Raw genomic sequence first — 24,414 nt, 5'->3', positions numbered from 1 at the left:
GACCGAGAAAGGCGTCGGGTTTCATCTACTCAGTATCGCCTTCGCCCTTTGTTCGACAGGAGATCACCATGCACACGCTCTTCCTCGCCCCCTGCGGTTTCGGTGGCGGCCTCAACTCCATCAGCCTCGGCCTGATTCGTGCCTTGGAACGTGCCGGACTGAAAGTCGGATTCTTCAAGCCCATCGCCCAGCCCTTTCCGCTCGACCTGGGCCGCGAGCGGTCCTGCGTGCTGGTAGAAAACACACTGAACATTACTTCTCCAGAGCCGCTCCCGCTGGAACAGGTGGAGCGCCAATTGGCCGATGGCGAACTGGATCTGCTGCTCGAAGATGTCGTCAGCCGCTACCAGGAGGTTGCAGCGGGCAAGGACGTCGTGATCGTCGAGGGCATGGTGCCGACGCGAGAGTTCAACCACACCTCGCGAATCAATACGCACCTGGCCAAGAGTCTGGATGCGGAAATCATTCTGATCGCCGCGCAGGGCAACGACACGCTCAAGCGCCTGGCCGAACGCATCGAAATCCAGGCGCAGTTGTTCGGCGGCGCCAAGGACCCGAAGGTGCTCGGTTTGGTCCTGAATAAGGTCAAGAGCGACGACGGCGTGGCGGCCTTTGTCGAACGCATGAAAGAACAGCTGCCGCTGCTCGGCACCCAAGATTTCCAGCTGCTCGGCGCGATTCCCTTCGCCGAGGAGTTGAACGCCCTGCGCACCCGCGACATCGCTCAGCTGCTGAATGCCAAGGTGCTTCACGCTGGCGAAGCCGAACATCGTCGCGTGAGCAAGATCGTCCTGTGCGCCCGTGCAGTTCCCAATACCGTGCAGCTGCTCCAGCCTGGTGTGCTGGTAGTCACGCCGGGTGACCGAGACGACATCATCCTGGCCGCCAGCTTGGCCTCGCTCAACGGAGTCGAACTCGCGGGCCTGCTGCTCTGCAGCGACTTCGCCCCGGACCCACGCATCCTCGAACTGTGCAAGGCGGCTCTGGACCGCGGCCTACCCGTGATGACCGTGCAGACCGGCTCCTATGACACCGCAACCAACCTGTTCGGCCTGAACAAGGAAACCCCTTCCGATGACATCGAGCGCGCCAGCCAGGTGACCGATTTCATCGCCAAGCACCTGCAGCCCGACCTGTTGCATACACGCCTCAGCGTGCCGCGCAGCGAGTTGCGCCTGTCGCCCCCAGCGTTTCGCTACCAGCTGGTCAAGCGCGCCCAGCAGGCGAACAAGCGCATCGTCCTGCCGGAAGGCAACGAGCCGCGAACCATCCGCGCCGCGGCCATCTGCCAGGAACGAGGTATTGCCCGTTGCGTCCTGCTGGCCAAGCCGGATGAAGTGCAGACGGTCGCCCGCGAACAGGGCATCAACCTGCCGGCCAGCCTGGAGATTCTCGACCCGGAGCTGATCATCGATCAGTACATCGAGCCCATGTGCGAGATGCGCAAGTCGAAAGGACTCACCCCCAGCGATGCCCGCGAGCAACTCAAGGACACCGTGGTGCTCGGCACCATGATGCTGGCGCTGGATGAGGTGGATGGCCTGGTATCCGGCGCCGTGCATACCACCGCTAATACCATTCGCCCGGCGCTCCAGCTGATCAAGACCGCCCCTGGCTACAGTCTGGTGTCCTCGGTGTTCTTCATGCTGCTGCCGGATCAGGTACTGGTCTACGGCGACTGCGCGGTCAATCCCAACCCGAGCGCTACGGAGCTTGCGGAAATTGCCCTGCAGAGTGCCGAGTCGGCCGTCGCCCTTGGGGTGAATCCACGTGTAGCCATGATCAGTTACTCCACCGGAACGTCCGGCAGCGGCGCCGAGGTAGAGAAAGTCGCTGAAGCCACACGCATCGCCCAGGAACGCGCACCCAACCTGCCAATCGACGGCCCGTTGCAGTATGACGCCGCGTCGGTCGCCAGCGTTGGCAAACAGAAGGCGCCGAACAGCCTGGTTGCCGGTCAGGCGACCGTGTTCATCTTCCCTGACCTGAACACCGGCAACACCACCTACAAGGCGGTTCAGCGTAGCGCCAACGTGATCAGCGTCGGGCCAATGCTGCAAGGCCTGCGCAAGCCGGTGAACGACCTGTCCCGCGGCGCACTGGTGGATGATATCGTCTTCACCATCGCACTCACCGCGCTACAGGCCGATAGCGCTGGCGACAAGCCTGAAGCTTGAAGCTTGAAGCTTGAAGCTTGAAGCAAGAGTTTCAGCCCACTAGCGATGCCAAGGCCAGCCAAATCCGTAGGGTGGGCTTCAGCCCACCAAGGCGCGCCCCACTACCCTAAAAAGTGGGCCGGCGGCGCTCCGCTTCAGCCACCACTCGCTTGAGAAGCTCTGGTGGGCTGAAGCGGAGCGCCGCCCGGCCCACCCTACGCTCGCTCGGATCGCTTCAGGCTTCAAGCTTCTCGCCTATCGCCTATCGCCTATCGCCTATCGCCTATCGCCTATCGCCTATCGCCTGCGGCCAGTGACTTGCAGTTCGGCGCGCAATCGCTACCCTTGGCGCCTCGAATCAGCCGTATCGACGAGACAACTTATGCTGAGCTTCCTTCCCGCGCCCCTGCGAGGCATCCTCGCTGGCCTGACCCTGGCGCTGAACACGCTGTTCTGGTGCTGGCCGCTGTTCTTCCTTTCGCTGCTAAAACTGGCGCTGCCGATTCCTCGCGTTCAGCGTGCGCTGCGCTTTGGCATGCACTGGATTGCTGAGTCATGGATGGCGGTCAATGGCTTCTGGATGGACCTGGTGCGGCGCACCGAATGGGATGTGCAGGGGCTGGAAAAGGTCGACATGCAGCATTCATATCTGGTCACCAGCAACCACCAGAGCTGGGCCGATATCCTGATGCTGCAGTACCAACTGAACCGGCAAATGCCGATCCTGAAGTTTTTCCTCAAACAGGAGCTGATTTGGGTACCGGTCATTGGCCTGTGCTGGTGGGCCCTGGAGTTTCCCTTCATGAAACGCTTCACGAAGGAGTACCTGACCAAGTACCCGGAAAAGCGCGGCCAGGATCTGGCCACGACCCGCAAGGCCTGCGAGCGCTACCGGACCAACCCGGTGTCCGTGTTCAACTTTCTCGAGGGCACGCGCTTCACCGAGGACAAGCACACCGAACAGGCCTCGCCCTATCGCTACCTGCTCAAACCCAGAGCTGGCGGCATCGCATTCGTGATCGATGCGATGGGTGAGCAACTGACTTCGCTGATTAACGTCACCATCCACTACCCGAATGGCAATCCGAGCTTCTGGGATCTGCTCTGCGGCCGGATCGGCCAGGTGGTCATGCGCATCGACTCGCAACCCATCCCGGCCGAATTCCTGCATCGTAGTTACGATCAGGATGAGGGTTATCGACTCAGCTTTCAGGAATGGGTCAACGAGCTATGGAGCGAAAAGGACGCTAGGCTCGAAGAGCTGCATCGACAGTATCCGCCGAGGCAGCCGCTCCGTTGAACCTGGCAGCGGCCGACGTTACCGGTCGAGCTGTTGCCAATCTACGCGCCGAGGAAAGACCAGGGCGTCCTCGACGACCAAGCCCGGCGCCACCAGAAAGCCCTGCATGACCTGGCAGCCATGAGCAATCAGCCAATCGCGCTGGGCCAGGGTCTCAACCCCCTCGGCGATCACTTCCAACTCCAGGTTCCGTCCCAGGTCGATGATGGTGCTGACCACCGCCGCGTCACGGGGCGAGTCGAGCATATTGGCAATGAACAACCGGTCGATCTTCAGCGTATCCAGATCGAAATGGCGCAGGTAGGCCAGTGACGAATAGCCGGTGCCAAAGTCGTCAACCGCGACCTTGACGCCAAGCTCCCGCAATTGCCGAAGCTTGTCACAGCTCTGCTCCAGATCCTGCATCAGCGCGCCTTCGGTGACCTCCAGCTCCAACTGGCGAGGATCCAGTTGGTATTCGTCGAGCAGACGGCGCAGTTCGCCTATCAGTCCAGCCCGGGCAAACTGCACCGGGCTGACGTTGAAACTCAGTATCAGCTTGTCGCCGAATCGCTCGCGCCAATCCCGACATTGAGCCAGCCCTTCACGTAGCGCCCATTCGCCAACCCGATCGATCAGTCGAGTCTCCTCCAGCAAGGGAATGAAGACGTTGGGTTCGACTTCGCCGCGTCCGGCAAAGTCCCAGCGCAGCAAGGCCTCGAATCCGCGCAGCTCGCCGGTCTTGAGTTCTATCTGCGGCTGATAGGCCAGCGCGAAACCATTGCGCTCGATGGTGCTGCGCAGGTTTTCCTCCATCATCAGACGCGCATGGGCGCGGCCATTCATTTCGCTGGAGAAGAAGCGGTATTGCTGACGCCCGGCGCGCTTGGCTTCATACATGGCCATGTCCGCCGAGCGAAGCAGTTCTTCGACGCTCTGCCCGCAATCGGGAAAATGGGCGATGCCGATACTGGCGCCCAAAGTCACATCGGTGCCGTTGATGGTGTGTCGGACCGAAATCAGCTCGATAAGCTTCTCCGCGACTTTCGCCGCGTCTTCGGGATGATCGAGAGAATCCAGCAAGGCGGTGAATTCGTCCCCGCCCATCCGCGCGATGATGTCGTAGGGACGCATGCAGGCTTCCAGCACCCGCGCGACGCGGCAAAGAATCTCGTCGCCGGCATCGTGGCCTAGCGAGTCGTTGATGCGCTTGAAGCCGTCGAGGTCGATATAAAGGATGGCCATGCGCTTGCCGTTCCGATCGATCCGCGCCAAGGCCGACTCCAGCGCCTGATGAAACCCACGCCGATTCAGCAGCCCGGTCAGCGAATCGGTTACCGCCTGGGTTTCCAGCTGGACGTGGAGGTTGCGCACCACCGACATGTCCAGCGCGATCACCACCATCGAGCGCTGTTGGCGAGGCAGTGGCGACGAAGACAAGGCAACCGGCAAGGTACCGCCATTGGCGGTGTAGAGCTGCGCCTCGTGCAGACGGTAGGTATTGCCGCTACGCCACTGTTTGTAGAAGTCAGTATCGCGCCAGACTTCAGGCATTTGCGGGGACGCCAGATGATCGACCAGCGCCGTGCCCTGCAGATCATCGACATTGGTGTGCAGCATCTGCGCGATCGCCGGATTGGCGAAACTGATATAGCCATCCTCGCCCACCACCAGGATGCCTTCGGCAGCGTTGTTCAGCACCGAGGCATTGAAGGCGCGCGCGCTGTCGAGCTGCTGAGTCAGCAATTGCAGATCGCGTCGGTTGTGTTCATGACTGAGCAGGGTGTTGATCTTGTGCTTGAGCACCTGCGGATCGAACGGCTTGAGGATGAAGTCAACTGCACCCGTTGCGTAACCGCGCAGCACCGACTCGCGGGTATGCGCGATGGCCGAGACGAAGATGATCGGTGTGTAACGTGTATGGGGGCTGCCGCGCATCAGGCGCGCCACTTCGAAGCCATCCATGCCTGGCATTTGCACGTCCAGCAAAACCAGTTCCACGTCCAGATCAAGCAGCGCCTGCAACGCAGCCTCGCCGGAGTTGACCGTATGCACCTGCCAGTCGCCATCACCTAGCAGGGCTTCCATAGCCACCAGATTCGCTTCGCGATCGTCCACCACCAGCAGTGTGCGGGTACGAGGTTGTGATTTGGCTTGTGCCCGCGCCATTACCTGACTCTCCTGCCCGCTGCGCAGTTACTTCCGATTTCAATGGCGGCTGCACGGCGGCCGACTCTGGACGAACGATGCGTCACGTACTTCTCCTTATGGACTCTCGTGAGGGCCATCGACGCGCTCCAGGCAGCGTCGCAGCAACTCGACCAGCTTGGCGCGTTCGACCGGTTTGAACAGAAAATCGTCGGCCCCGGCAGTGACGCTCTGATCTCGGACGGCCGGATCGGCTCCGGCCGCCAGTGCCACGATCGGCACCTGACAACCATAGTCGTTTCTGAGCTGGCGTATCAGTGCAGGGCCGTCATTATTCGGCAATGCCATGTCCACCAATGCCAGATCGAAGGCATCTTCATCGAATCGTTCAAGCGCTTCGGTGCTTGTCGTAGCCGGCACCACTTGCAGCCCCTGCTCGTCGAGCAGGGCGCTGATGGCGTATATCGACCGCACGTCGGAATCCACCAGCAGCACCCGTCGTCCCAGCAAGGGATGCTCCACCTCGTCCATATTCAGCGCCACAGCTTCAGCCTCAGCCTCAGCGGGCTTCAATGCATCTTCCATATGCTCCAGTCCCTCTGTTTTTGACAACGCAACCGATGAGTAACGCCGTAGCCGCTCCAGATTCTTTTCTGAAAGCGGTGCACGGCTGTTCAGTATGACCCGTGCATCCTTGAGCGAACGTAGCCTGTCGAGCGCCTCGAGCAGCTCCAGGCCGTCTTCGTTAGGCAGATCGAAATCGATGACCAGGACCGTGAAGGCATGCTCCGCATAGGCCAGCCGCGCATCTTCGCTGCTCTGGCAGTCGGTGACACGGTATCCAAGACGCTCGAAGTGCTCATGCAATTGACGTCGCCGCTCCGGTTCGGTTTCCACGAGCAGCAATCGCGTTGGACTGGCTTCCTGCCGAGCCAGGTCGACGAACAGGCGTTCGAGCTCCGAGTGCGTCACAGGTTTGAGCAAATAGCGCGAATTGTCATCGGACCAGCCATGCGGCTGCGGCACGCACGAAATGATGTACACCGGCGTGCCCTGATGCCGGGCATCCTCTCGCAGGATCCGATGGACCTGCCAGCCACTGATATCCGGCAACAGGATATCGAGGATGACGGCCGCGAAACGGTCGCGCTCCAAGGCCTCCAACCCTTCTTGTCCGGTGCCGCAAACAGTGCTGGGAAAACCATGAGATTGCCCGACCTCAGCCACTACCGAGGCGAAATCGGCATCATCCTCGACGATCAATACGCCGCCGCCCTGGCCTCGGAGCTGAAACGGCCGCAGCGTCCGGATCTCCGTGGCTGCGGCCAGTCTCAGCGGCAACTCGATAGTGAAACTCGAACCCTGACCCGGCGCGCTTCGCAGATGAATACCGCCGCCCAGCACTTCGGCCAGCTGCCGTGCGATGGCCAATCCCAGCCCGGCGCCGCCGTATTGCCGGCTGATCGAGCCGTCGATTTGCTGGAAGGCCTGGAAGATCCGTTCGTGCTGGTCTTCAGCGATGCCGATACCGGTATCGGTCACACAGATCTGCAGCATGTCTTCATCAGCAGGCTGCTCGGCCGGCTTGCAGGTGACATGGATATCCACGAAGCCTTGCTCGGTGAACTTCAATGCGTTGGTGACGAGATTGCGCAGGATCTGCTGCAGGCGTGAGCGGTCGGTAATGATCGTTACCGGCACGTCCGGCGCGATTCGGGTACCGAGCGCCAGCCCGTTCTGCTCGGCCATCGGCTGGAGCCCATTGGTCAGTTCTGCCAGTAGCTCAGCCAGATTGAGCGGTTCCGGCTTGATCTGCATATGGCCCGCTTCGATCTTGGCCAGGTCGAGCACATCATTGATCAGCTGCAGCAGGTCATGCCCGGCCCGATGAATGATATCGGCGTGCCGAACCTGCTTCTCGGTCAGATTGGCCGCCGCATTCTGCCTCAGTTGATCGCTGAGGATCAGGATGCTGTTGAGCGGCGTACGCAGCTCGTGAGACATGTTTGCAAGGAATTCGGACTTGTAGCGATTGGCGACGACCAGTTCGTTGGCCTGATCGCGCAGACGCCGCTCCGCCGCCTTGCGGTGACCGATATCGATCACCACGGCCTGCACCAGCTGCTCCTCACCGCTGCGCAGCGGAGATAGGCCGACCTCGACGGGCAACAGACGGCCATCGCTGTGACGACCGAACAATTCGCGGTTTTCACCCAGGCGGCGCGACTCGGGCTCCTGAGCGAAACGATGGCGTATCTCGAGATAGATCTTGCGCATCGACTCGGGGATCAGCAGCTCGACCGGCTCGCCCACCAGCTCTTGCCGGCTATAGCCGAACAGCAGTTCGGTCTGTCGATTGACCATGACGATTCGCCCTTCCTGGTCGAACAGAATGAAGGCATTCGGCGACGCTTCGACGACGTTGCGGAAGCGCTCTTCGTCCCGTTTGCGCTGTTGCAGATCGACCAGATTGAGCAGGTGGTGGATGCCGTCATCGCGATTGAAGCTGGTCAGGCTCAGTGAAACCGGTATCGGCGCGCCATCCTCCCGTAACGCGTGACTTTCCTGATTGCTGGTTTCACCCCGCTGCCCGCCTGCGGCCTCGCTTAGCACGCCGGGCACATAACGGCCAAGACGTTCGCCAGCGAGCAGACCAGCACTGCTTCCGAGCAGCGCAGCAGCGCTCTGGTTGGCCAGTTCGATTCGCCCTTGGCCATCGCACATCAGGGTCGCTACGGGCAGTTGCTCGATCAGCTGTCGGAAGCGTGCCTCACGCTCCTGGAGTTGCGCACCGAGCGCCTGGCTGTTGCGCAGCGCCCGTTCACGCAGGTATAGGTAGCCGCCTATCAACAGCGCAAACAGCACCGCGGCGGACAGTCCCGCCGCCAAGTTGAAGGCTCCGCTGGCTCGGGTCAGGATGGCTTCGTACTCCGGCGTACTGGCCACATCCAGTTGCCAGCTACGGCCGTACATATAGATATTTCGGGTGCGACGGAAACTCGCATCGGCACTGACCGGCGCGCGGCCCACCAGCAACGGTTCGTCCGGGGCCGCAGCGTCGAACAGCTGTATCTGGAACAGTTTGCTCCGCGACCCCAGCACGCCCTCCAACAAATCGGTAAGCCGGAATGCGCCATGTAACGTCCCGGCGAACGCCTTCTGGCGCTCCTCCAATGTTGTGATGGGCTCCCCGACTCGGTAAAGCGGAAGAAACAGCAGAATACCCACCTGAACGTTCTGTCCGGTCTCCTGCTTGAGACGCAAGGGCCCCGTCAGCATCGGCGTGCCAATGTTACGCGCGGCAAGGATGGCTTCTCTGCGGGTTCCCTCGCTCAACAGGTCAAAGCCCAGCACCCGGCGATTACGCCAGTCTAGAGGATGTATGTAGTCTGTAATCAGGTACTCATCGCGCACTCCGGCCGGATACATGCGGACATCGCTGCCGCCGGCCCGCATCTTCTCCAGCACCGAGGCCATATTATCTGCGCGCGCGTGACGCGACAGAGCGATCGCCTGGATGCCGGGATAGAAGTCTTGTAGCTGAAGCTGATCGGAAGCGCGATTCCAGTCTTCCAGACTGACGGTATCGCTCCCAACGAATAAGCCGGCCAAACCGCGCATGACCATTTCGTAGGCGCGCATGCGCTCGCGCAGATTACTCTCGAGGTCGTTGACCACCAAATTGAATCGCTGCGCTTGCTCTGCGTGGATTCGCGCTTCCTGAACATGCCATTGCCAGCCGACCCATCCTCCGAGCCCCGCCATCAGAACCAGCGTTACTACCAATGGCAGCCAAGGCTTACGAGAATGGAGAGCGGAACGATCTTCCATTCGACCTCCTCAGTGCCACTACATGGCTCGCTGTCACGAGCTTCAGAGTCGCGAATCGCCGAGAGGTTCAATGTCCGACAAGGAAAAGATGTAAAATTGGCGTCACTTAACTGCCACAGGCGAGACCCTTGCGGTCCCGCCTGCTCGAAGCGGCTTACAGCGGCCGCAGATTGATTTCTACGCGGCGGTTCTGGGCACGGCCTGAAGCCGTGTCGTTACTAGCTATCGGCTGGCTCGGGCCCGCGCCATAAGAGGAAATTCGTGACGCGGCGACACCGTTGCCTTCGAGGTATGCCGCCACGCTACGGGCACGACGGTTGGACAGATCCTGATTGAGCTGTTGCGAACCGGTGCTGTCGGTGTGTCCGACGATATCGATGCCGTTCTTGTTGAACTCCCTGAACACCTGGACGAGGGAATTCAGGGTCGGATAGAAGCTGCTGGAGATATCCGCCGAGTTGCTGGGGAACGTGATGTTGCCTGGCATGATCAACGTCAGGTTGTCGCCGTCGCGCTGGACCTGAACGCCCGTGCCTTGCAGCGTCTGACGCAACTTGGCTTCCTGGGTATCGACGTAATAACCATAGCCGCCGCCAGCAGCACCGCCGACCGTCGCGCCGATCAGAGCGCCCTTGGCACGGTCCTTCTTGCTAGAGGTGGCGGCACCGATTACCGCGCCACTCACCGCGCCAATACCGCCATAAATGCCTGCCTTGCCGGCCTCTCGCTCGCCGGTATAGGGATTATTGGTACAGCCCGACAGCAGAGCGATGGTGGCGGCGACTACGGTCAGGTTGCTGAGCTTTTTCATGATTACTTCCTTCATCTCCGGGACGTCAGCCTGCCGGCAGTTATGCCGTTACAGGCTGAAAATACGGCGCTAGGGTCTGTTCCCGTTTCGCTGCGAGCCGCGTTGCTGCGCCAAATGACGCCAGGCCGGGCGGCGTTACGCAAGGAGCGGGACGCAGGTAATGGTTGTTCCCTTGCCAAGTCTCGCAACGCCGCATAGCGTCATTTGCCGCGCAACCTAGGCGGCCGCGACGAACGGGAACAGCCCCTAGGTTAACACCCAGCTGAGCGCAGAACCGGAACGGACCGACGAACCCGCACCGGATCAGTGCTTGGCAAAAAGATTTTTGCGCATCGTCCTCAACATCGAAGGCGACGCCGTTCGATCGCATTCGTCGAGACGCTACAGCCATCAAACTGTTCCATCCCTCGATGGTGGCATAATCGCCGCCCGCAGATCGCGCGGCCAACTCAGCGAATCTGAACATCGGCAATCAAAGGCTTCGTCTTGCGTAATCAAAGCCCGGTGTAGACAGCGCAATGCCGCAACGCTTCATGGCCGGCCTGCCATGAATCCGGAGCTGCACTGCCTGTCGGGCGAACCAACATGCGGCATTGCAGTTCTGACAATCTCAGAAACCAAATTTTTCGTAAACAGCCACAGTTGCTTGTGCGGCACGCATGGCGTGCCGCTCAGTCGGAGAGCCGAACCATCGACATTGCGGATTTGCAGCGCGCGTTCGACGCCTTGCCTGGAAACTTTCTCGTGGTCGCCAATGATGCCGACTACACGATGGTGGCCGCCAGCGAAGAGCGCCTGCGGGCGACCATGACGCGTCGTGAAGACGTCATTGGTCATCCCCTGTTCCATATCTACAACGGCGGAACGGCTTCGGCATTGAGCTCGTCTGGCGTCAACCAGCTGCGTGCATCGCTGGCCGAAGTGGCACGCACCGGGCACACGCAACAGTTGAAGACGGTCGGCTATCCGTTGCGCGTGCCGAATGACGAACGCGGCCATTACGAAAACCGCTACTGGGACGTCGTCAACGTTCCGGTGTTCGATGAGCAAGGCCGGGTCGCTTACATCATTCATCAGGCCGAGGACGTCACCGAAAGCCTGCTCGAACGGGAATCGGCGGCGCTGCGGCTGCGCGAGAGCGACGAGCGCCTGAATGCGGCATTGCTGGCTTCCGGCACCGGTACATTCTATTGGGACCTGCGCAACAACCGCCTGGACATGGACCTGCCCATGCAACGGCTATTCGGTCTGGAGGGGCTGACCTCGGGCTGGCTCGACGATCTTCTCGACAGGATTCATCCAGACGATCGGGCTGCCATTGCCCAGCAGTGCGAACGCTGCGCGCGCTACGGTGACGACCTGGAAATGCAATTCAGGGTCCTCCTGCCGGAGGGCACCGAGCGCTGGATATTCGATAAAGGGCAAACGTTCACCGACAGCAACGACAGACCCACGTACATGGTTGGTGCCTGTCTCGACATCACCCAGCACAAACGTACCGAACGGGCGCTGCAGCGCCTCAACGAAACCCTCGAACAACGAGTCAACGCCGAGGTAGCCGCACGGGCGAAAACCGAGGCGGCGCTGCGCCAGTCGCAGAAAATGGAAGCGGTAGGCCAACTGACCGGCGGCCTCGCCCACGATTTCAACAACCTCCTTGCGGGCGTAATCGGCTCGTTGGAGCTACTGTCCGTGCGCTTGCAGCAAGGCCGTACGGGGGACTTGGAGCGCTACATTCACAGTGCGCTGACCTCCGCCAATCGAGCGACGGCGCTGACCCATCGTCTGCTGGCCTTCTCCCGTCGACAGACGCTCGACCCCAGCCCTACCGATCTGAACGCCCTGATAGAAGGGATGATGGAGCTGCTGCAGCGCACCATAGGCCCGTTGGTAAGTTATTCGACGCAGCTAACTGATGAACTTTGGCTGACGCTCTGCGACACCAATCAGCTGGAAAACGCGTTACTGAACCTGACCATCAACGCCCGTGACGCTATGCCTGATGGCGGCCGGCTGACATTGACCAGCGAAAACCTGGTGCTGGGCGAGCCGCTCGCCGAAGAACTCACTCTGCCGCCAGGCGAATATGTCGCGCTCGGCGTACGCGACACCGGTGTCGGCATTCCTCCGGAGCGGCTCGGCTATGTCTTCGATCCTTTCTACACCACCAAACCTCTGGGTGAAGGCACCGGGCTTGGCTTGTCGATGGTCTACGGCTTCGCCAAGCAATCGGGCGGCGCCGTGCGCATCGAAAGCACCGTGGGCGAAGGAACCAGCGCCTGGATCTACCTGCCCCGCTATCACGGCCAGTCGGCCAGCCTGCAAGCGCCGGCGACGCCTGAGCCGGCTTCCACCTCGGTCGAGGGCCGAACCGTTTTGGTGGTGGATGACGAGCCCAACGTTCGCACCCTAGTAACGGAGGTCTTGCAGGAAATGGGGCTGAACACCCTGGAGGCTGCCGAAGGCCCAAGCGGCTTGCGTATCCTCGATAGCGATGCGCACCTGGACCTGCTGATTTCCGATATCGGCCTTCCCGGCGGCATGAACGGGCGCCAGCTTGCCGATGCGGCAAAGGAAAAGCGGCCGTCCTTGCGCGTACTGTTCATCACCGGATACGCCGAGAGCTCGGTACTGGACCGTAGCAACACCTTGTCGGATTACGAAGTCCTGACCAAACCCTTCACCATCAACGACCTCGAAGAAAAGGTTCGCAGCATGCTGGAGCCTGGCCAGAATACGAACCAGGTCTAAATCGACGAGATCGCGCTGTTGCCCTCTTCCAGCCAGCGTGCGATGTCGACCCGTATACGCTTCTTGTCCAGCTTGCCGACGCTGGTCTTGGGAATTTCGTTGACGACCGCGATCTGCTGCGGGATCGCCCACTTGTTGATATGCCCCTGTTCCACCGCAGGCTCCAGAAAGCTCTGCAGCGTCCGCGCATCGAGCTGCTTGCCCTCGCCCAGCACCAGCAGGGCGAAAGGCCGCTCGCCCCAGCGCTCATCCGGCACACCTACCACCGCCACATCGCGCACAGCATCGTGGCGGCTGATCAAACCTTCCAGTGCCAGTGACGAAAGCCACTCGCCACCGGTCTTGATGACATCCTTGATGCGATCGCGGATATCGATATTGCCCATTTCGTCGATAGTCGCGACGTCGCCGGTATGCAGCCATCCGCCCGCCCAGAGTTCTTCGCTCTTTTCAGGGTTTCCGGCATACCCCTGGGTCAGCCATGGCGCACGCAGCACCAGCTCGCCCTGTGACGCGCCATCGGCCGGTAGGAAGCTGCCATCGGGAGCCTGAATCGCTGCGTCGACCAGAACCACCGGAATCCCGGCCTTGAGTCGATAGCCGATTTGCTCGTCTTCGCTGGCCTGACGCAGCTCATCGTTGATATGCGCGCCCGAGATCAACGGACAGGTCTCCGACATGCCATAGGCAGCCACCAGCTGCATGCCGCAGGCACGCGCCGATTCGTAAAGACCGCGAGTCAGCGCGCTACCGCCGATGGTGAGCTTCCAACCGCTGAAATCTACGTCCTTGGCTGCCTTGGCATTGAGCAGCATCTGCACGATGGTCGGTACGCAGTGGGAGAAGGTCACCTTTTCGCGGCGCCACAGCTCGATCAGCAACTCTGGATCGTAACGCCCGGGATAGACCTGTTTGAGCCCCAGCATCGTCGCGATGTACGGCAGCCCCCAGGCATGAACGTGGAACATTGGTGTGATCGGCATATAGACGTCGCCCGCTGCTAACAACTGCGGGTTCTCGCGACAACCGACCGTCACGGCCCCAGCCAGGGTATGCAGCACAAGCTGACGGTGAGTGAAGTAAACGCCCTTGGGGTCGCCGGTCGTGCCGGTAGTGTAAAAGGTGGTCGCCACCGAATCCTCATCGAAGTCCGGGAAAACGTAATGCGGCTCCGCCTCTGCCAGCAGGCTTTCGTATTCACCGACGCAGTTGGGCAAGTCGCAGCTCTTGTCCTCGGCATCGGTAATCAGCAGCGTCTTGTCTACGGTGGTCAGTTGCCCGGCGATGGCCTGATACAGCGGCGCGAACTCGCTGTTGACCAGGACGAAACGATCCTCGGCGTGATTCATGGTGTAGAGGATCTGCTCGGGAGACAGGCGCACGTTAATGGTGTGAACCACCGCGCCAATCATCGGGATCGCGAACATGCACTCGAGGTAACGGTGGCTGTCCCAGTCCATGACCGCCACGGTGTCCCCCGCCTTGACCCCGGCGGCAGTCAGCACGTTGGCGAGCCGGGCGATGCGCTGATTGAGCGTGCGATAGTCGAACCGCAGTTGGTCGCGATAGACAATCTCGCGGGTGCGCTCGTAGCGCTGCCCCGACAGTAGCAGGCTCTTGATCAACAGCGGATATTGGTAGGCATTGGCGGCGGGTTTGATCACTCGGGTCTGCAACATAGGGCTTCCTTTTATTGATGTTATGCCAGGCACGCTAGGGTCTGAATCCGGTTGCTCAATCCTGCCAGCGCCTTTGCCGCGGGACTGCGCTGCACCTCTCCACTCCGACCATCGGCAGCGCAGCCGTTCACCCTCCGAGTCGCCACTGTGCAACAGCAGATTGCACAGTGGCGATCAAGCGATCTCGCTTGCTGCCAGACGCACGCCGAGGCCAATAAGGACGGCGCCAGTTACTCGGTCGAACCAGTGCCCCATCCGGGAAAAACCGGCGCGGACGCGCTCACGGCTGAACAGCCAAGCCACCAGGCAGAACCACAGGCCGGTCGCGAACGCCAGATATACCCCATAGCCAGCCTGAACGGCGAGCGGGGTATAAGGGTCGATAACCACCGTGAATAGCGACAGAAAGAATAGCGTTGCCTTGGGATTCAGGCCGTTGGTGACGAATCCCACCATGAAAGCGCGTCGGCTCGAATGCACACTACCGGTGCCGGAAGGCGCCAGCTCGTCGACACCCATCGGCTTTGCGCGCAGCGCCTGGAAGCCGAGATAGAACAAATAACCGGCAGCCAACCACTTGAACAGGTTGAACAGCACGATCGACTGCGAGACGATCAGGCCAATCCCGAGCAGCGAATAACCCACATGCAGCAAAATGCCGCTGCCGACACCGATGGCCGTCCAACTGCCGCTCCGCTGACCGCGGGTCACGCTTTCACGCACGACCACCGCAAAGTCCGGTCCGGGACTGGCCACAGCGAGCAAGTGCACCAGCGCCACGGTGAGAAATTCCATCCAGTACATCTATCGACTCCGCTATTTCCGGGCATCTGCCCGCTGATTCATACGAGTAAAGTCCATGACCAATCGCCGCGCCGTATTCCTCGACTTTTCCCCGCTCGACCAGGGTGACCTGGACCTGACGCCATTGCAGTCAGCCTTCGATGAGCTGATCTGCCATGCACAGACCAGCGAAACGCAGCTCATCGAACGGCTGCAGGGGGCCGAAGTCGCCATCGTCAACAAAATCGCGCTGGACGACACGGTGTTCGCCGCCTGCCCCGACCTGAAGCTGATTCTGGTCGCCGCGACCGGCGTCAACAACATCGATCTGTCGGCTGCCAGGCAGCGCGGCATCGTCGTCAGCAACTGCCAAGGCTATGGCACCGCCACCGTGGCCCAACACACACTGATGTTGCTACTCGCGCTGGCCACGCGACTGCCAGATTACCAAGGCGCCGTGGCCCGTGGACGCTGGCAGGAGAGCGGGCAATTCTGCCTGCTTGATTTCCCCATCGTCGAGCTGGCGGGCAAGACCCTCGGCGTGCTCGGTCATGGTGAGCTGGGCAGCGCCGTGGCCAGACTGGCCGAAGCGTTGGGCATGCAAGTGTTGACCGGTAACTTGCCGGGGCGCCCGCCGCGTGCGGATCGCCTGGAGCTCGACGCACTGCTGCCCCAGGTCGACGCCCTGACGCTGCATTGCCCACTCACCGAACAGACCCGCAACCTGATCGGCGCCCGAGAATTGCAGCTGATGAAGCCATCGGCATTCGTCATCAATACCGCCCGAGGCGGCCTGATCGATGAGCAGGCGCTGGCGGACACGCTGCGCAGTGGGCATCTGGGCGGTGCCGCCACCGACGTACTCACCAGCGAGCCGCCGAGCAACGACAACCCGCTGCTGGCTGCGGACGTGCCTCGTTTAATCGTGACGCCGCACAGCGCCTGGGGCAGCCGCGAGGCACGGCAGCGCATCGTGGGGCAGATGGTCGAAAACGCCGAGGCGTTTTTCGCCGGCACACCGAAGCGCCAGGTTGGCTGATGCACCGCTTATACAGCCCGCGACAAGGCTGCTAAGCTCGCCCGCTTTTGCCCGGAGGCGATATGGATCCCCGAAGCGAAGTACTGCTGCGCCAGGCCGACCTGTTCAGCGGTAATCTGCTGCTCGCCGGCTTGCCGGCCGATGACCTGCTCGGCCAACTGCCCGAGGCCACCGGCTGGAGCTGGCACGCCGGAGATCATCAGCGGCTGCAGGCTCGCTTCGCCGAACGTTGTACCCTCGGCGTGGAGCCTCCCGCGGCCGCTTTCGAAGCAGCGGTACTGTTCCTGCCCAAGTCCCGGGAGCTGACCGATTACTTGCTGAACGCACTGGCAGCCAGACTGGCGGGCGGCTTGCTGTATCTGGTCGGCGAAAAGCGCGCCGGTGTGGAGCGGGCCGCCCGGCAGCTGGCGCCGTTCGGCGAGGCGCGCAAGCTCGACAGCGCCCGCCATTGCCAGCTCTGGCAGGTCCGGGTGGAGAACACCCCGCCGGCGCCCGACTTGCAGACCCTGGCACAACGCTTCCAGCTGGAGCGGCCGGATGGTCCATTGCAGATCGTCAGCCTGCCTGGCGTATTTAGCCATGGCCGGCTCGATCGCGGCACCGAATTGCTGCTGGACCAGCTCGGCGACTTGCCGACCGGCCGGCTACTGGATTTCGGCTGTGGCGCCGGCATCATCGGCGCGTCGCTGAAAAAGCGCTATCCGGATAGCGAAGTCGTGCTGCTGGACGTCGATGCATTCGCGGTCGAAAGCAGCCGCATGACGTTGGCGGCCAACGACTTGAAAGCCGAGGTCATTGCCGGCGATGGCATCGACGCCGCACCGGATAACTGCAGCGCCATCATCAGCAATCCGCCGTTTCATCAGGGTGTGCATACCCACTACGAGGCCAGCGAAACCCTGCTGCAGCGCGCCGCCAGTCATCTTCGGCCCAGCGGTGAGCTACGCCTGGTAGCTAACGCCTTCCTCAAATATCCACCTTTGATCGAGGCCCATCTGGGGCCCTGCGAAACCCTCGTCAACGCGGACGGCTTTCGCATCTACCGCGCCAAACGCGGCTGATGGCCAGCGCTCTGACTTGCACAACGCGGCATGCTTGGGCAAACTCCGGCCCGTCCTGGGGGAGTAGTCTCCGGCGAGCGCCCTGCTCGCCTGGCATGCGTCAACATACTTGGTCCACAGACCATGGCGCATGCGACCCGCACGGGCTGCTTCGGCAGTCGTGCCCGGTTTGACAAGACCCATGACACGTACACCTGACCCGGGGCGGGCAGGCGTTGCGTGTCATGGTGATTTCGTCGACCCGCCCCTGCAAGGAAGTTCGCTTGGAATCGTTCTACATCCCCACCCTGATCGTTGCGCTCGCCGAGATTGGCGATAAGACTCAGCTGCTCGCCCTACTGCTGGCCGCTCGTTATCGGCGCCCGATGCCGATCATCTGGGGCATCGTCGTCGCCACGCTGGCCAACCATGCCGTCGCCGGAGCCGTGGGCAACTGGGTTTCCTCGCTGGTCTCCCCCTCGATCCTGAGCTGGATTCTCGCCGCCTCCTTTGCCGCCGTGGCGCTGTGGACGCTGGTACCGGACAAACTCGAAGAAGACGAAGCCTCGCGCGGACGCCGCTTCGGTCCTTTCGTCGCCACCCTGATCGCCTTCTTCCTGGCGGAGATGGGCGACAAGACCCAGGTGGCGACCGTCATGCTCGCCGCGCAGTATCCCGATTTCATTCTGGTGATCATCGGCACGACGCTGGGCATGCTGATCGCCAACGTACCGGTGGTACTGGCCGGCAACTTCGCCGCCGATCGCATGCCGCTCACGCTGATCCGCCGCATCGCCGCTATCGGCTTCGCCGCCCTGGCGTTGTATGCCGTCTACCAGGCCTTGAGCTTGAGCGGCATGCTTCCAGTCTGATACGCAGCGCAAATTGCCGCAGCGCAGGTGCTGCTAGAGTGCGACCTCACCGCGTTCTAGCGGCATTGACGGGAGCAGGCGGCATGTCACCGGAGGAACGAAAACGGCGGGTTCGGCAGCACATCGACCTGAGCTGGAGCAAAGGCCGACTGGCGTTGGCCGAACAGCTGCAAAGCCGTTATTTCACCTATAAGAGTTCGTTCATTGCCCAGCCGGTCAACAACGCCGGCTTCGGTTTGATCGTGCGCGAAATTCGCCAGGCAATGCCCGACCTGGAAGTCGTCGTGGATGAATGCCTCAGCGAAGGCAACCGCGTGGTTACCTCCAGTACGCTGTTCGGCACCCTGGAGAAAGCGGTGTTCGGACTGGCACCAAGCAACAAGATCCTGACCATCGCCGCCATGTCGATCTGGACGCTCAATCCGGCCGGCGATATCGAAGAAATCAATACCCTGTTCGATCTAGAAAGTGCCCGTAAACAGCTGGGCATGGAAAGCCCGATTCCGGTTACGCTGCCGCTGACCTGATCGGTCAGCGGCACAACGAACTCAGCGGTTCTGCTCGTACAGCGGCATCACCTTCGGAATGGTTTGCTGCAACGCCTGCGTGCGGCTGCTCGAGGACGGGTGCGTGCTGAGGAATTCTGGCGGTGCCGAGCCGCCGGCGGCGCCCATCTTCTGCCACAAGCTGACCGCCGCGTTCGGGTTGTAACCGGCGCGCGCCGCCAATTCCAATCCAATCAGGTCAGCCTCGTTTTCATTGTTGCGGCTGTTGGGCAGCGTCATCAGGTACTCGACGCCCATGTTGGCCAGCTGCAGGCTGCCGTCACCGACGCCAAAGGCCGAGCCAATCTGCGTCGCCATTTGCACACCATAAGCCTTGGACATCGCCTCGCGACCGTGCTCACGCAGGGCGTGTGCGATCTCGTGCCCCATCACCGCGGCAATCTCGTCATCGGTGAGCTTCAGCTTCTCGATCAGCCCGGTATAGAAGATGATCTTGCCGCCCGGACCGCAATTGGCGTTCAGCTCCGGACTGTCAATGACATTGACCTCCCAGTTCCACTGCGCCGCATCCGGGCGGAACGCCGGCACCTCGGCGATCAGCCGCTGGGCGATGGTATTCACGCGCTTATTGATCGCGCTGTTTTTCTCGAGCACGCCCTTCTGGGAAGCCTCGCTCAGGGTCTGCTGATAGGACTGGGCATACATCTGATTGACCTGATCGGTCGACAACATGCTGAACATGTATTGCTTGCGATCGACTCCGACTGCGCCACCACTGGTGGTATTGACCGCCTGGCAACCTGCAAGCGCGGAGGCTGCAAGAAAGAGGATTAATGAATGCGGCTTGAGCATGTCGTGTCTCCGATGGATTCTGCGCCGTATGCTAGAGCGAGCCTGCCACTCGGGCAACCGCTCGCGATGGAGGCCTAATTCACTGGCGTCAGGCATTCCGGAGCGTCCAGCTTAGGGTCGTTGATAAATGTCGCCAAGGGGCGCTCACGCAGTGGCGGTTGGGGCGTCGCCAATAGCGCCTGAAGCGCCTCCAGCGGGGTTTCGGGGTCGAGCCAGGCACTCATCTCTGCCTGACCCAGCATCAGCGGCCGCCGTTGATTGGCCGCCGGCAGGGTCACCACCGCAGCGCTGAGATAGGTATGGCCCTGCACCGGATAGGCCTCCCAAATCGCCGCGAAATACATCAGGGAATCTTCAGCGGTCATCCAGAACGGCCGCTTGCGCGCCGTACCGCGCCACTCATAGAACCCATTGGCTGGCAGCACGCCGCGACGAAGGCGAAAGGCGTCACGAAACATCGGCTGCTCGGCCAGTGTTTCCGCCCGCGCCTGGGCCGGCGTCCGTGTGAAATCGGTGAGCCAAGCCGGGGTCAGCCCCCAGCGCACGCTGTCGAGTTGCAGCTCGTGGTTCAGCTGCCGCAGCAGCAAGACCGACGCGCCGGGCGCCAGACTCCAATGCGGCTGCTGATCAGCGGGAAAACCGGGCAGCGCGGCGAAGGCCGGGCTCCAGCGAAACAGGGCATAGCGGCCACACATGAATACAGGACTCGTTGTAAATAGATCGAGCGCACCGGGCGACCGGCACGACTGCGAGCCGGCCATCCGGCCTACGTCAGCAGATAAGCTCGCCCGGATAGCTTTCCGGCTCGTCACCGGGCAGCGGCTCGGCGCCATTGTACTCAGCGATCAACTGTCGCGCGCGCTCGGCCTGCGCACCATCCACCATCAGCCCAAGCAGACCAGCCGCCGGAAGCTCGCCTACAGCACCGACCAGATGCCGTCCTGTCAGAAACACCTCGATCCCTTCGGCGTCCAGCATGCCGCACAGCATTTCGGCTTCCAGCAGGTCACGGGGCTCGTAAATACGCTGCATCTATTCATCCTCCCGCAGTACATCGAGCTGCCAATCCGCACCATCGGTTCGCAGATCGAAAACTATCGGCCGACAGCAGACCGAACAATCTTCAATGTAGCGCTGATCACCGCCGCTCAGATCAAGCAGCGCCTCCACCGTTTCACCGCAATAGGGGCATTGATAATCCTGTGATTCGAGCATCAGCGTCTCCCGCGTGACTTGCCGCTATAATCGCCGTCCAGTGTCACCAGCACCTAATATCGACCCCAAACGATTGGGGTTATTCAGTTTCTTACAGAGAGCATGATGGACGAATTCGAAGCCATCCGACCCTACGCCGACGCTGAAGTCCCTGCCGTGATGGAGCGACTGTTCGCCGACCGAGAGTTCCTCGACATCCTGGCGCATTTCCGCTTCCCGCGCTTGGCCAGCCCGATGGGCTGGATGCTGAAACCACTCATAGCGCACCGCCTGCGACGCGAGTTCGCAGGCATTCATTCGGTCGATACGCTGCAGTCGCGGATCGAGCTGTACCTCGACCGCACCATTGAACGCGCAACGGACGGCATCACCTATTCCGGCCTGGAAGACCTTCAGCCGGGCCGCGCCTATCTGTTCCTAGCCAACCATCGCGACATCGTGATGGACCCGGCTTTCGTCAACTACGCGGTGTTTCAAGCAAAAATGCGTACGCCGCGTATCGCCATTGGCGACAACCTGCTGCAACGCCCTTTTGTCAGCGATCTGATGCGACTGAACAAGAGTTTCATCGTACGCCGCTCGGTTACCGGCCGGCGCGAGAAGCTCGCGGCCTATCAAGTGCTTTCCGCCTACATCAACCACTCGATTCGCAACGACGGCGAGTCGATCTGGATCGCTCAGGCCGAGGGGCGCGCCAAGGATGGTGACGACCGCACCGACTCGGCGATCCTGAAAATGTTGCACATGAGCCGCAAGGACGAGCCTTTCGCCGAGGCACTGGCGGCGTTGCGGCCGACGCCGGTGTCTATCAGCTACGAGTACGATCCCTGCGATCAGGCCAAGGCTCGCGAACTCTACATCCGCGCCACCACCGGCACTTATACCAAGGCGCCCGGCGAGGATGACACCAGCATCGCGCTAGGCATCACCGGCTACAAAGGACGCGTGCACGTCAGCTTCGGCACGCCGATCTGCGATGTTCCCGACGACCCTAAGCAATTGGCCCTTGCGATCGACCAGCAGATCCTTGGTGACTACCGACTGTTCCCGGTGAATTACCTGGCGTACCGGATATGGGACGGACGCGATCCGCAGCTACCGATACCGGAAATTGCCGAGCTGTTCAGCTGCGAAGAAATCGCAGCGGCCGAAGCCGAGTGGAGCACGCGCCTGGCCGCCTGCCCGAGCGTTCAGCAGCCCTATTTGATTCAGCAGTACGCCACCCCGGTTCGCAATCAGCACAGGCTCAAGGCGGGTCTGAGCCTCTAATGCCAGAGACGCCCGGCTGGCAATCAGACCAGTCGGGAAAACCAGGAAAGCAAGCAGGCCAGCGCCAAGCTGCCAAAACCGAAGCCATGGAAGAACCGATCGATTCGCTGCGTCGCCGCCGCACCGACCTGCCCTCCCGTTGGATGTATCGCGGCCAGCCGTGCCGCATTGAGCGCGAGCCGCTGACGCCAGCGTGTCGCCAGCAGCAACCAGGCGCCACACATCGCAATCAGCAAGGCCATCGAATTGAGCAAAGGGGCCAGAACGGCCAGCTGCGAAATATCAGTTTTCAGTAACAATCCAACCCCCCACGATCCGCGAAAGCTACTGGCTCGAACCGACCAGTGACGCGGCAGCGAGTCTACCTAAGCACGTCCGCTGCTTCAGCCAGTTCCCGACCAAAAGGAGCGCGGCCCTGAGCTGGCAATTTGCCGGGTATTTGTGCCATTTATGCAGGTAGGCGCCGTCTCGATTGTTGACTTATAGTCCCTCTCGGCTTCACCCTCATCTTGTCTCGAGCAACCGAAATAGAGCGTGCGCCTGGCCTGAGCAACTGGGCGAAACTGCCGCGGATCGAGCAAACGGCAACTTGTAAATCGCTACGACCGTGGCGTCATTTACCGGGCTAATGGCCCGCTACTTCATGGAAGTCGCCTCCTGAGAGCGCCGCGCTTACGGCAGTAGGCTCACAGGAAACCAGTTATCAAGATCAACAGGACCGAACAGTGAATAAGAACAAGTTTAAGACGGGGGCCCTCACACTCTCTTTGCTGGCAAGCGCCCTGCTGGCAAACGGAGCCATAGCAGCAGTATCCGAATCGGAAGCGGCCAAGCTCGGCGATAGCCTGACCCCGATTGGAGCCGAGAAGGCTGGCAATGCCGCCGGCACCATTCCGGCCTGGACGGGCGGCCTGCCGAAGGATGCCGCAGCGATTACCGCCGACGGCTTCGTCAGCGATCCATACCCGAACGATCAGCCCAAATTCACCATCACCGCGCAGAACTACGAGCAGTACAAGGACAACCTGAGCCCCGGCCAGATCGCCATGCTCAAGCGCTACCCTGAAACCTATCGCCTGCCGGTCTTCGAGACCCGCCGCAGCGCTGCGGTACCACAGCGTATTTATGACGCCGCGAAAAAGAACGCGACCCAGACCGAGCTGGTCCGCGGTGGCAACGGCCTGGCGAACTTCGATACCGCCATCGCCTTCCCGGTCCCGCAGGATGGCTTGGAAGTCGCCTGGAACCACATCACCCGCTATCGCGGCGGCTCTGCCCGTCGGGTCGTGGCGCAGGCCACGCCGCAGGTCAATGGCAGCTACAGCCTGGTCAAGTTCGTCGACGAAGTGGTCTATACCGACACCCTGAGCGACTTCAACCCGGAAAAGCACGGCAACGTTCTGTTCTATTTCAAACAGCAGGTGACCGAGCCGTCGCGCCTGGCCGGTAACGTGCTGCTGGTACATGAAACCCTGGACCAGGTAAAAGAGCCGCGCATGGCGTGGATCTACAACGCCGGCCAGCGCCGCGTACGCCGTGCCCCGCAGGTCGCCTACGATGGCCCAGGTACCGCTGCTGACGGCCTGCGCACCTCGGACAACCTGGATATGTTCAACGGCGCGCCGGACCGCTACGACTGGAAGCTGATCGGCAAGAAGGAAATGTATATTCCGTACAACTCCTACCGCCTCGACTCGCCGACGCTGAAATACGACGACATCATCAAGGCCGGGCACATCAACCAGGACCTGACCCGCTACGAGCTACATCGCGTGTGGGAAGTCGAAGCGACGCTGAAGACGGGCGAACGCCACATCTACGCCAAGCGCCATTTCTTCATCGACGAGGACACCTGGCAAGCCGCCGTGATCGACCACTACGACGGTCGCGACACGCTGTGGCGCGTAGCCGAGGCTCACGCTCAGCAGGTCTACAACTATCAGGTTCCACTGTATGCGATGGAAACCCTGTATGACCTGGTATCCGGTCGCTACCTGGTGATGGGCATGAAGAACGAGGAAAAGAACCCCTACACCTACGATTACAAGGCCAACTCCAACCAGTACACCCCGGCTGCCCTACGCAACTCCGGCGTGCGCTGATTCGAGCACTGCAGGCTGACGCCCACCGCTGAACCGTCTTCCAGAGGGCAGTCAGCGTGATTCAAGGCCCGTGTCTGGTAT

The 24,414-nt window shown here is 61.3% G+C and carries 19 protein-coding genes and 1 riboswitch; of the genes, 9 read left to right on the top strand and 10 right to left on the bottom strand.

The features are described 5' to 3' along the window. Positions 1-68: 68 nt before the first annotated feature. Both pta and NA647_RS01045 read left to right on the top strand, forming a co-directional pair. Positions 69-2,177, top strand: coding sequence for a phosphate acetyltransferase (pta, locus tag NA647_RS01050; protein WP_256056019.1), 2,109 nt, complete (start codon positions 69-71; stop codon positions 2,175-2,177). 361 nt (positions 2,178-2,538) lie between these two features. After that, positions 2,539-3,456, top strand: a complete 918-nt coding sequence (locus tag NA647_RS01045) for an acyltransferase (protein WP_256056018.1) — start codon at positions 2,539-2,541, stop codon at positions 3,454-3,456. Positions 3,457-3,474: 18 nt separating this feature from the next. On the opposite strand, the gene NA647_RS01040 is transcribed toward NA647_RS01045, so the two are convergent. From NA647_RS01040 to NA647_RS01030, 3 genes are all read right to left on the bottom strand, one after another. Next, positions 3,475-5,604 carry a putative bifunctional diguanylate cyclase/phosphodiesterase gene (locus NA647_RS01040; protein ID WP_256056017.1) on the bottom strand — a complete coding sequence of 710 codons (2,130 nt, stop codon included), beginning with the start codon at positions 5,602-5,604 and terminating at the stop codon, positions 3,475-3,477. 96 nt (positions 5,605-5,700) lie between these two features. Beyond that, complete coding sequence (locus NA647_RS01035) at positions 5,701-9,414, bottom strand: response regulator (RefSeq protein ID WP_256056016.1); 3,714 nt, start codon at positions 9,412-9,414, stop codon at positions 5,701-5,703. 154 nt (positions 9,415-9,568) lie between these two features. After that, positions 9,569-10,225 carry an OmpA family protein gene (locus NA647_RS01030; protein ID WP_256056015.1) on the bottom strand — a complete coding sequence of 219 codons (657 nt, stop codon included), beginning with the start codon at positions 10,223-10,225 and terminating at the stop codon, positions 9,569-9,571. A 648-nt stretch (positions 10,226-10,873) separates the two neighbouring features. Between NA647_RS01030 and NA647_RS01025 the strand changes: the two genes are divergently transcribed. Further along, entirely contained in the window at positions 10,874-12,976 is a 2,103-nt protein-coding gene (locus NA647_RS01025) for an ATP-binding protein (protein WP_256056014.1), read from the top strand. Here the strand turns inward: NA647_RS01025 and NA647_RS01020 are convergent. Together NA647_RS01020 and NA647_RS01015 are read right to left on the bottom strand one after the other, a co-directional pair. Further along, positions 12,973-14,655 carry a fatty acid--CoA ligase gene (locus NA647_RS01020; RefSeq protein ID WP_256056013.1) on the bottom strand — a complete coding sequence of 561 codons (1,683 nt, stop codon included), beginning with the start codon at positions 14,653-14,655 and terminating at the stop codon, positions 12,973-12,975. The genes NA647_RS01025 and NA647_RS01020 overlap by 4 nt on opposite strands. Before the next feature lie 174 nt (positions 14,656-14,829). Beyond that, positions 14,830-15,459, bottom strand: a complete 630-nt coding sequence (locus NA647_RS01015; protein WP_256056012.1) for a LysE family translocator — start codon at positions 15,457-15,459, stop codon at positions 14,830-14,832. Positions 15,460-15,514: 55 nt separating this feature from the next. Here NA647_RS01015 and NA647_RS01010 point away from each other — a divergent pair, with 55 nt between their 5' ends. The 4 genes from NA647_RS01010 to NA647_RS00995 all read left to right on the top strand — a co-directional run bounded on the left by NA647_RS01010 (position 15,515) and on the right by NA647_RS00995 (position 18,916). Then, positions 15,515-16,477 carry a 2-hydroxyacid dehydrogenase gene (locus tag NA647_RS01010; RefSeq protein ID WP_256056011.1) on the top strand — a complete coding sequence of 321 codons (963 nt, stop codon included), beginning with the start codon at positions 15,515-15,517 and terminating at the stop codon, positions 16,475-16,477. A 62-nt stretch (positions 16,478-16,539) separates the two neighbouring features. Next, a complete protein-coding gene (locus tag NA647_RS01005; protein ID WP_256056010.1) occupies positions 16,540-17,538 on the top strand; it encodes a class I SAM-dependent methyltransferase in 999 nt (332 codons plus the stop codon). Positions 17,539-17,583: 45 nt separating this feature from the next. Continuing rightward, positions 17,584-17,691, top strand: a riboswitch (yybP-ykoY riboswitch). 110 nt (positions 17,692-17,801) lie between these two features. After that, a complete protein-coding gene (locus NA647_RS01000; RefSeq protein WP_131650742.1) occupies positions 17,802-18,389 on the top strand; it encodes a TMEM165/GDT1 family protein in 588 nt (195 codons plus the stop codon). 83 nt (positions 18,390-18,472) lie between these two features. Then, positions 18,473-18,916, top strand: coding sequence for an ester cyclase (locus tag NA647_RS00995; RefSeq protein ID WP_256049662.1), 444 nt, complete (start codon positions 18,473-18,475; stop codon positions 18,914-18,916). A 21-nt stretch (positions 18,917-18,937) separates the two neighbouring features. On the opposite strand, the gene NA647_RS00990 is transcribed toward NA647_RS00995, so the two are convergent. The 4 genes from NA647_RS00990 to NA647_RS00975 form a co-directional block, all read right to left on the bottom strand. Further along, on the bottom strand, positions 18,938-19,747 hold the full coding sequence (locus NA647_RS00990) for a M48 family metallopeptidase (RefSeq protein ID WP_256049663.1): 810 nt from the start codon (positions 19,745-19,747) through the stop codon (positions 18,938-18,940). 74 nt (positions 19,748-19,821) lie between these two features. Continuing rightward, the gene (locus NA647_RS00985; protein ID WP_256056009.1) at positions 19,822-20,442 is read right to left on the bottom strand and encodes an SOS response-associated peptidase; all 621 of its coding nucleotides are present in this window, start codon (positions 20,440-20,442) and stop codon (positions 19,822-19,824) included. 76 nt (positions 20,443-20,518) lie between these two features. After that, positions 20,519-20,779: a DUF2007 domain-containing protein gene (locus NA647_RS00980; RefSeq protein ID WP_256056008.1), complete on the bottom strand. Its 261-nt coding sequence runs from the start codon at positions 20,777-20,779 to the stop codon at positions 20,519-20,521. Next, entirely contained in the window at positions 20,780-20,962 is a 183-nt protein-coding gene (locus NA647_RS00975) for a CPXCG motif-containing cysteine-rich protein (protein WP_131650747.1), read from the bottom strand. Positions 20,963-21,067: 105 nt separating this feature from the next. Between NA647_RS00975 and NA647_RS00970 the strand changes: the two genes are divergently transcribed. Then, positions 21,068-22,231 carry a 1-acyl-sn-glycerol-3-phosphate acyltransferase gene (locus tag NA647_RS00970; protein ID WP_256056007.1) on the top strand — a complete coding sequence of 388 codons (1,164 nt, stop codon included), beginning with the start codon at positions 21,068-21,070 and terminating at the stop codon, positions 22,229-22,231. Between the two features lie 23 nt (positions 22,232-22,254). On the opposite strand, the gene NA647_RS00965 is transcribed toward NA647_RS00970, so the two are convergent. Further along, positions 22,255-22,530: a hypothetical protein gene (locus NA647_RS00965; RefSeq protein WP_256056006.1), complete on the bottom strand. Its 276-nt coding sequence runs from the start codon at positions 22,528-22,530 to the stop codon at positions 22,255-22,257. A 426-nt stretch (positions 22,531-22,956) separates the two neighbouring features. Between NA647_RS00965 and NA647_RS00960 the strand changes: the two genes are divergently transcribed. Further along, positions 22,957-24,333, top strand: coding sequence for a DUF1329 domain-containing protein (locus NA647_RS00960; protein WP_256056005.1), 1,377 nt, complete (start codon positions 22,957-22,959; stop codon positions 24,331-24,333). Positions 24,334-24,414 lie beyond the last annotated feature (81 nt).

The organism is Stutzerimonas stutzeri (assembly GCF_024448985.1).
Classification (GTDB): domain Bacteria; phylum Pseudomonadota; class Gammaproteobacteria; order Pseudomonadales; family Pseudomonadaceae; genus Stutzerimonas; species Stutzerimonas stutzeri_AP.
Note: the sequence above shows the minus strand (reverse complement) of the source record. Positions and strands in the feature narration are given on the sequence as shown.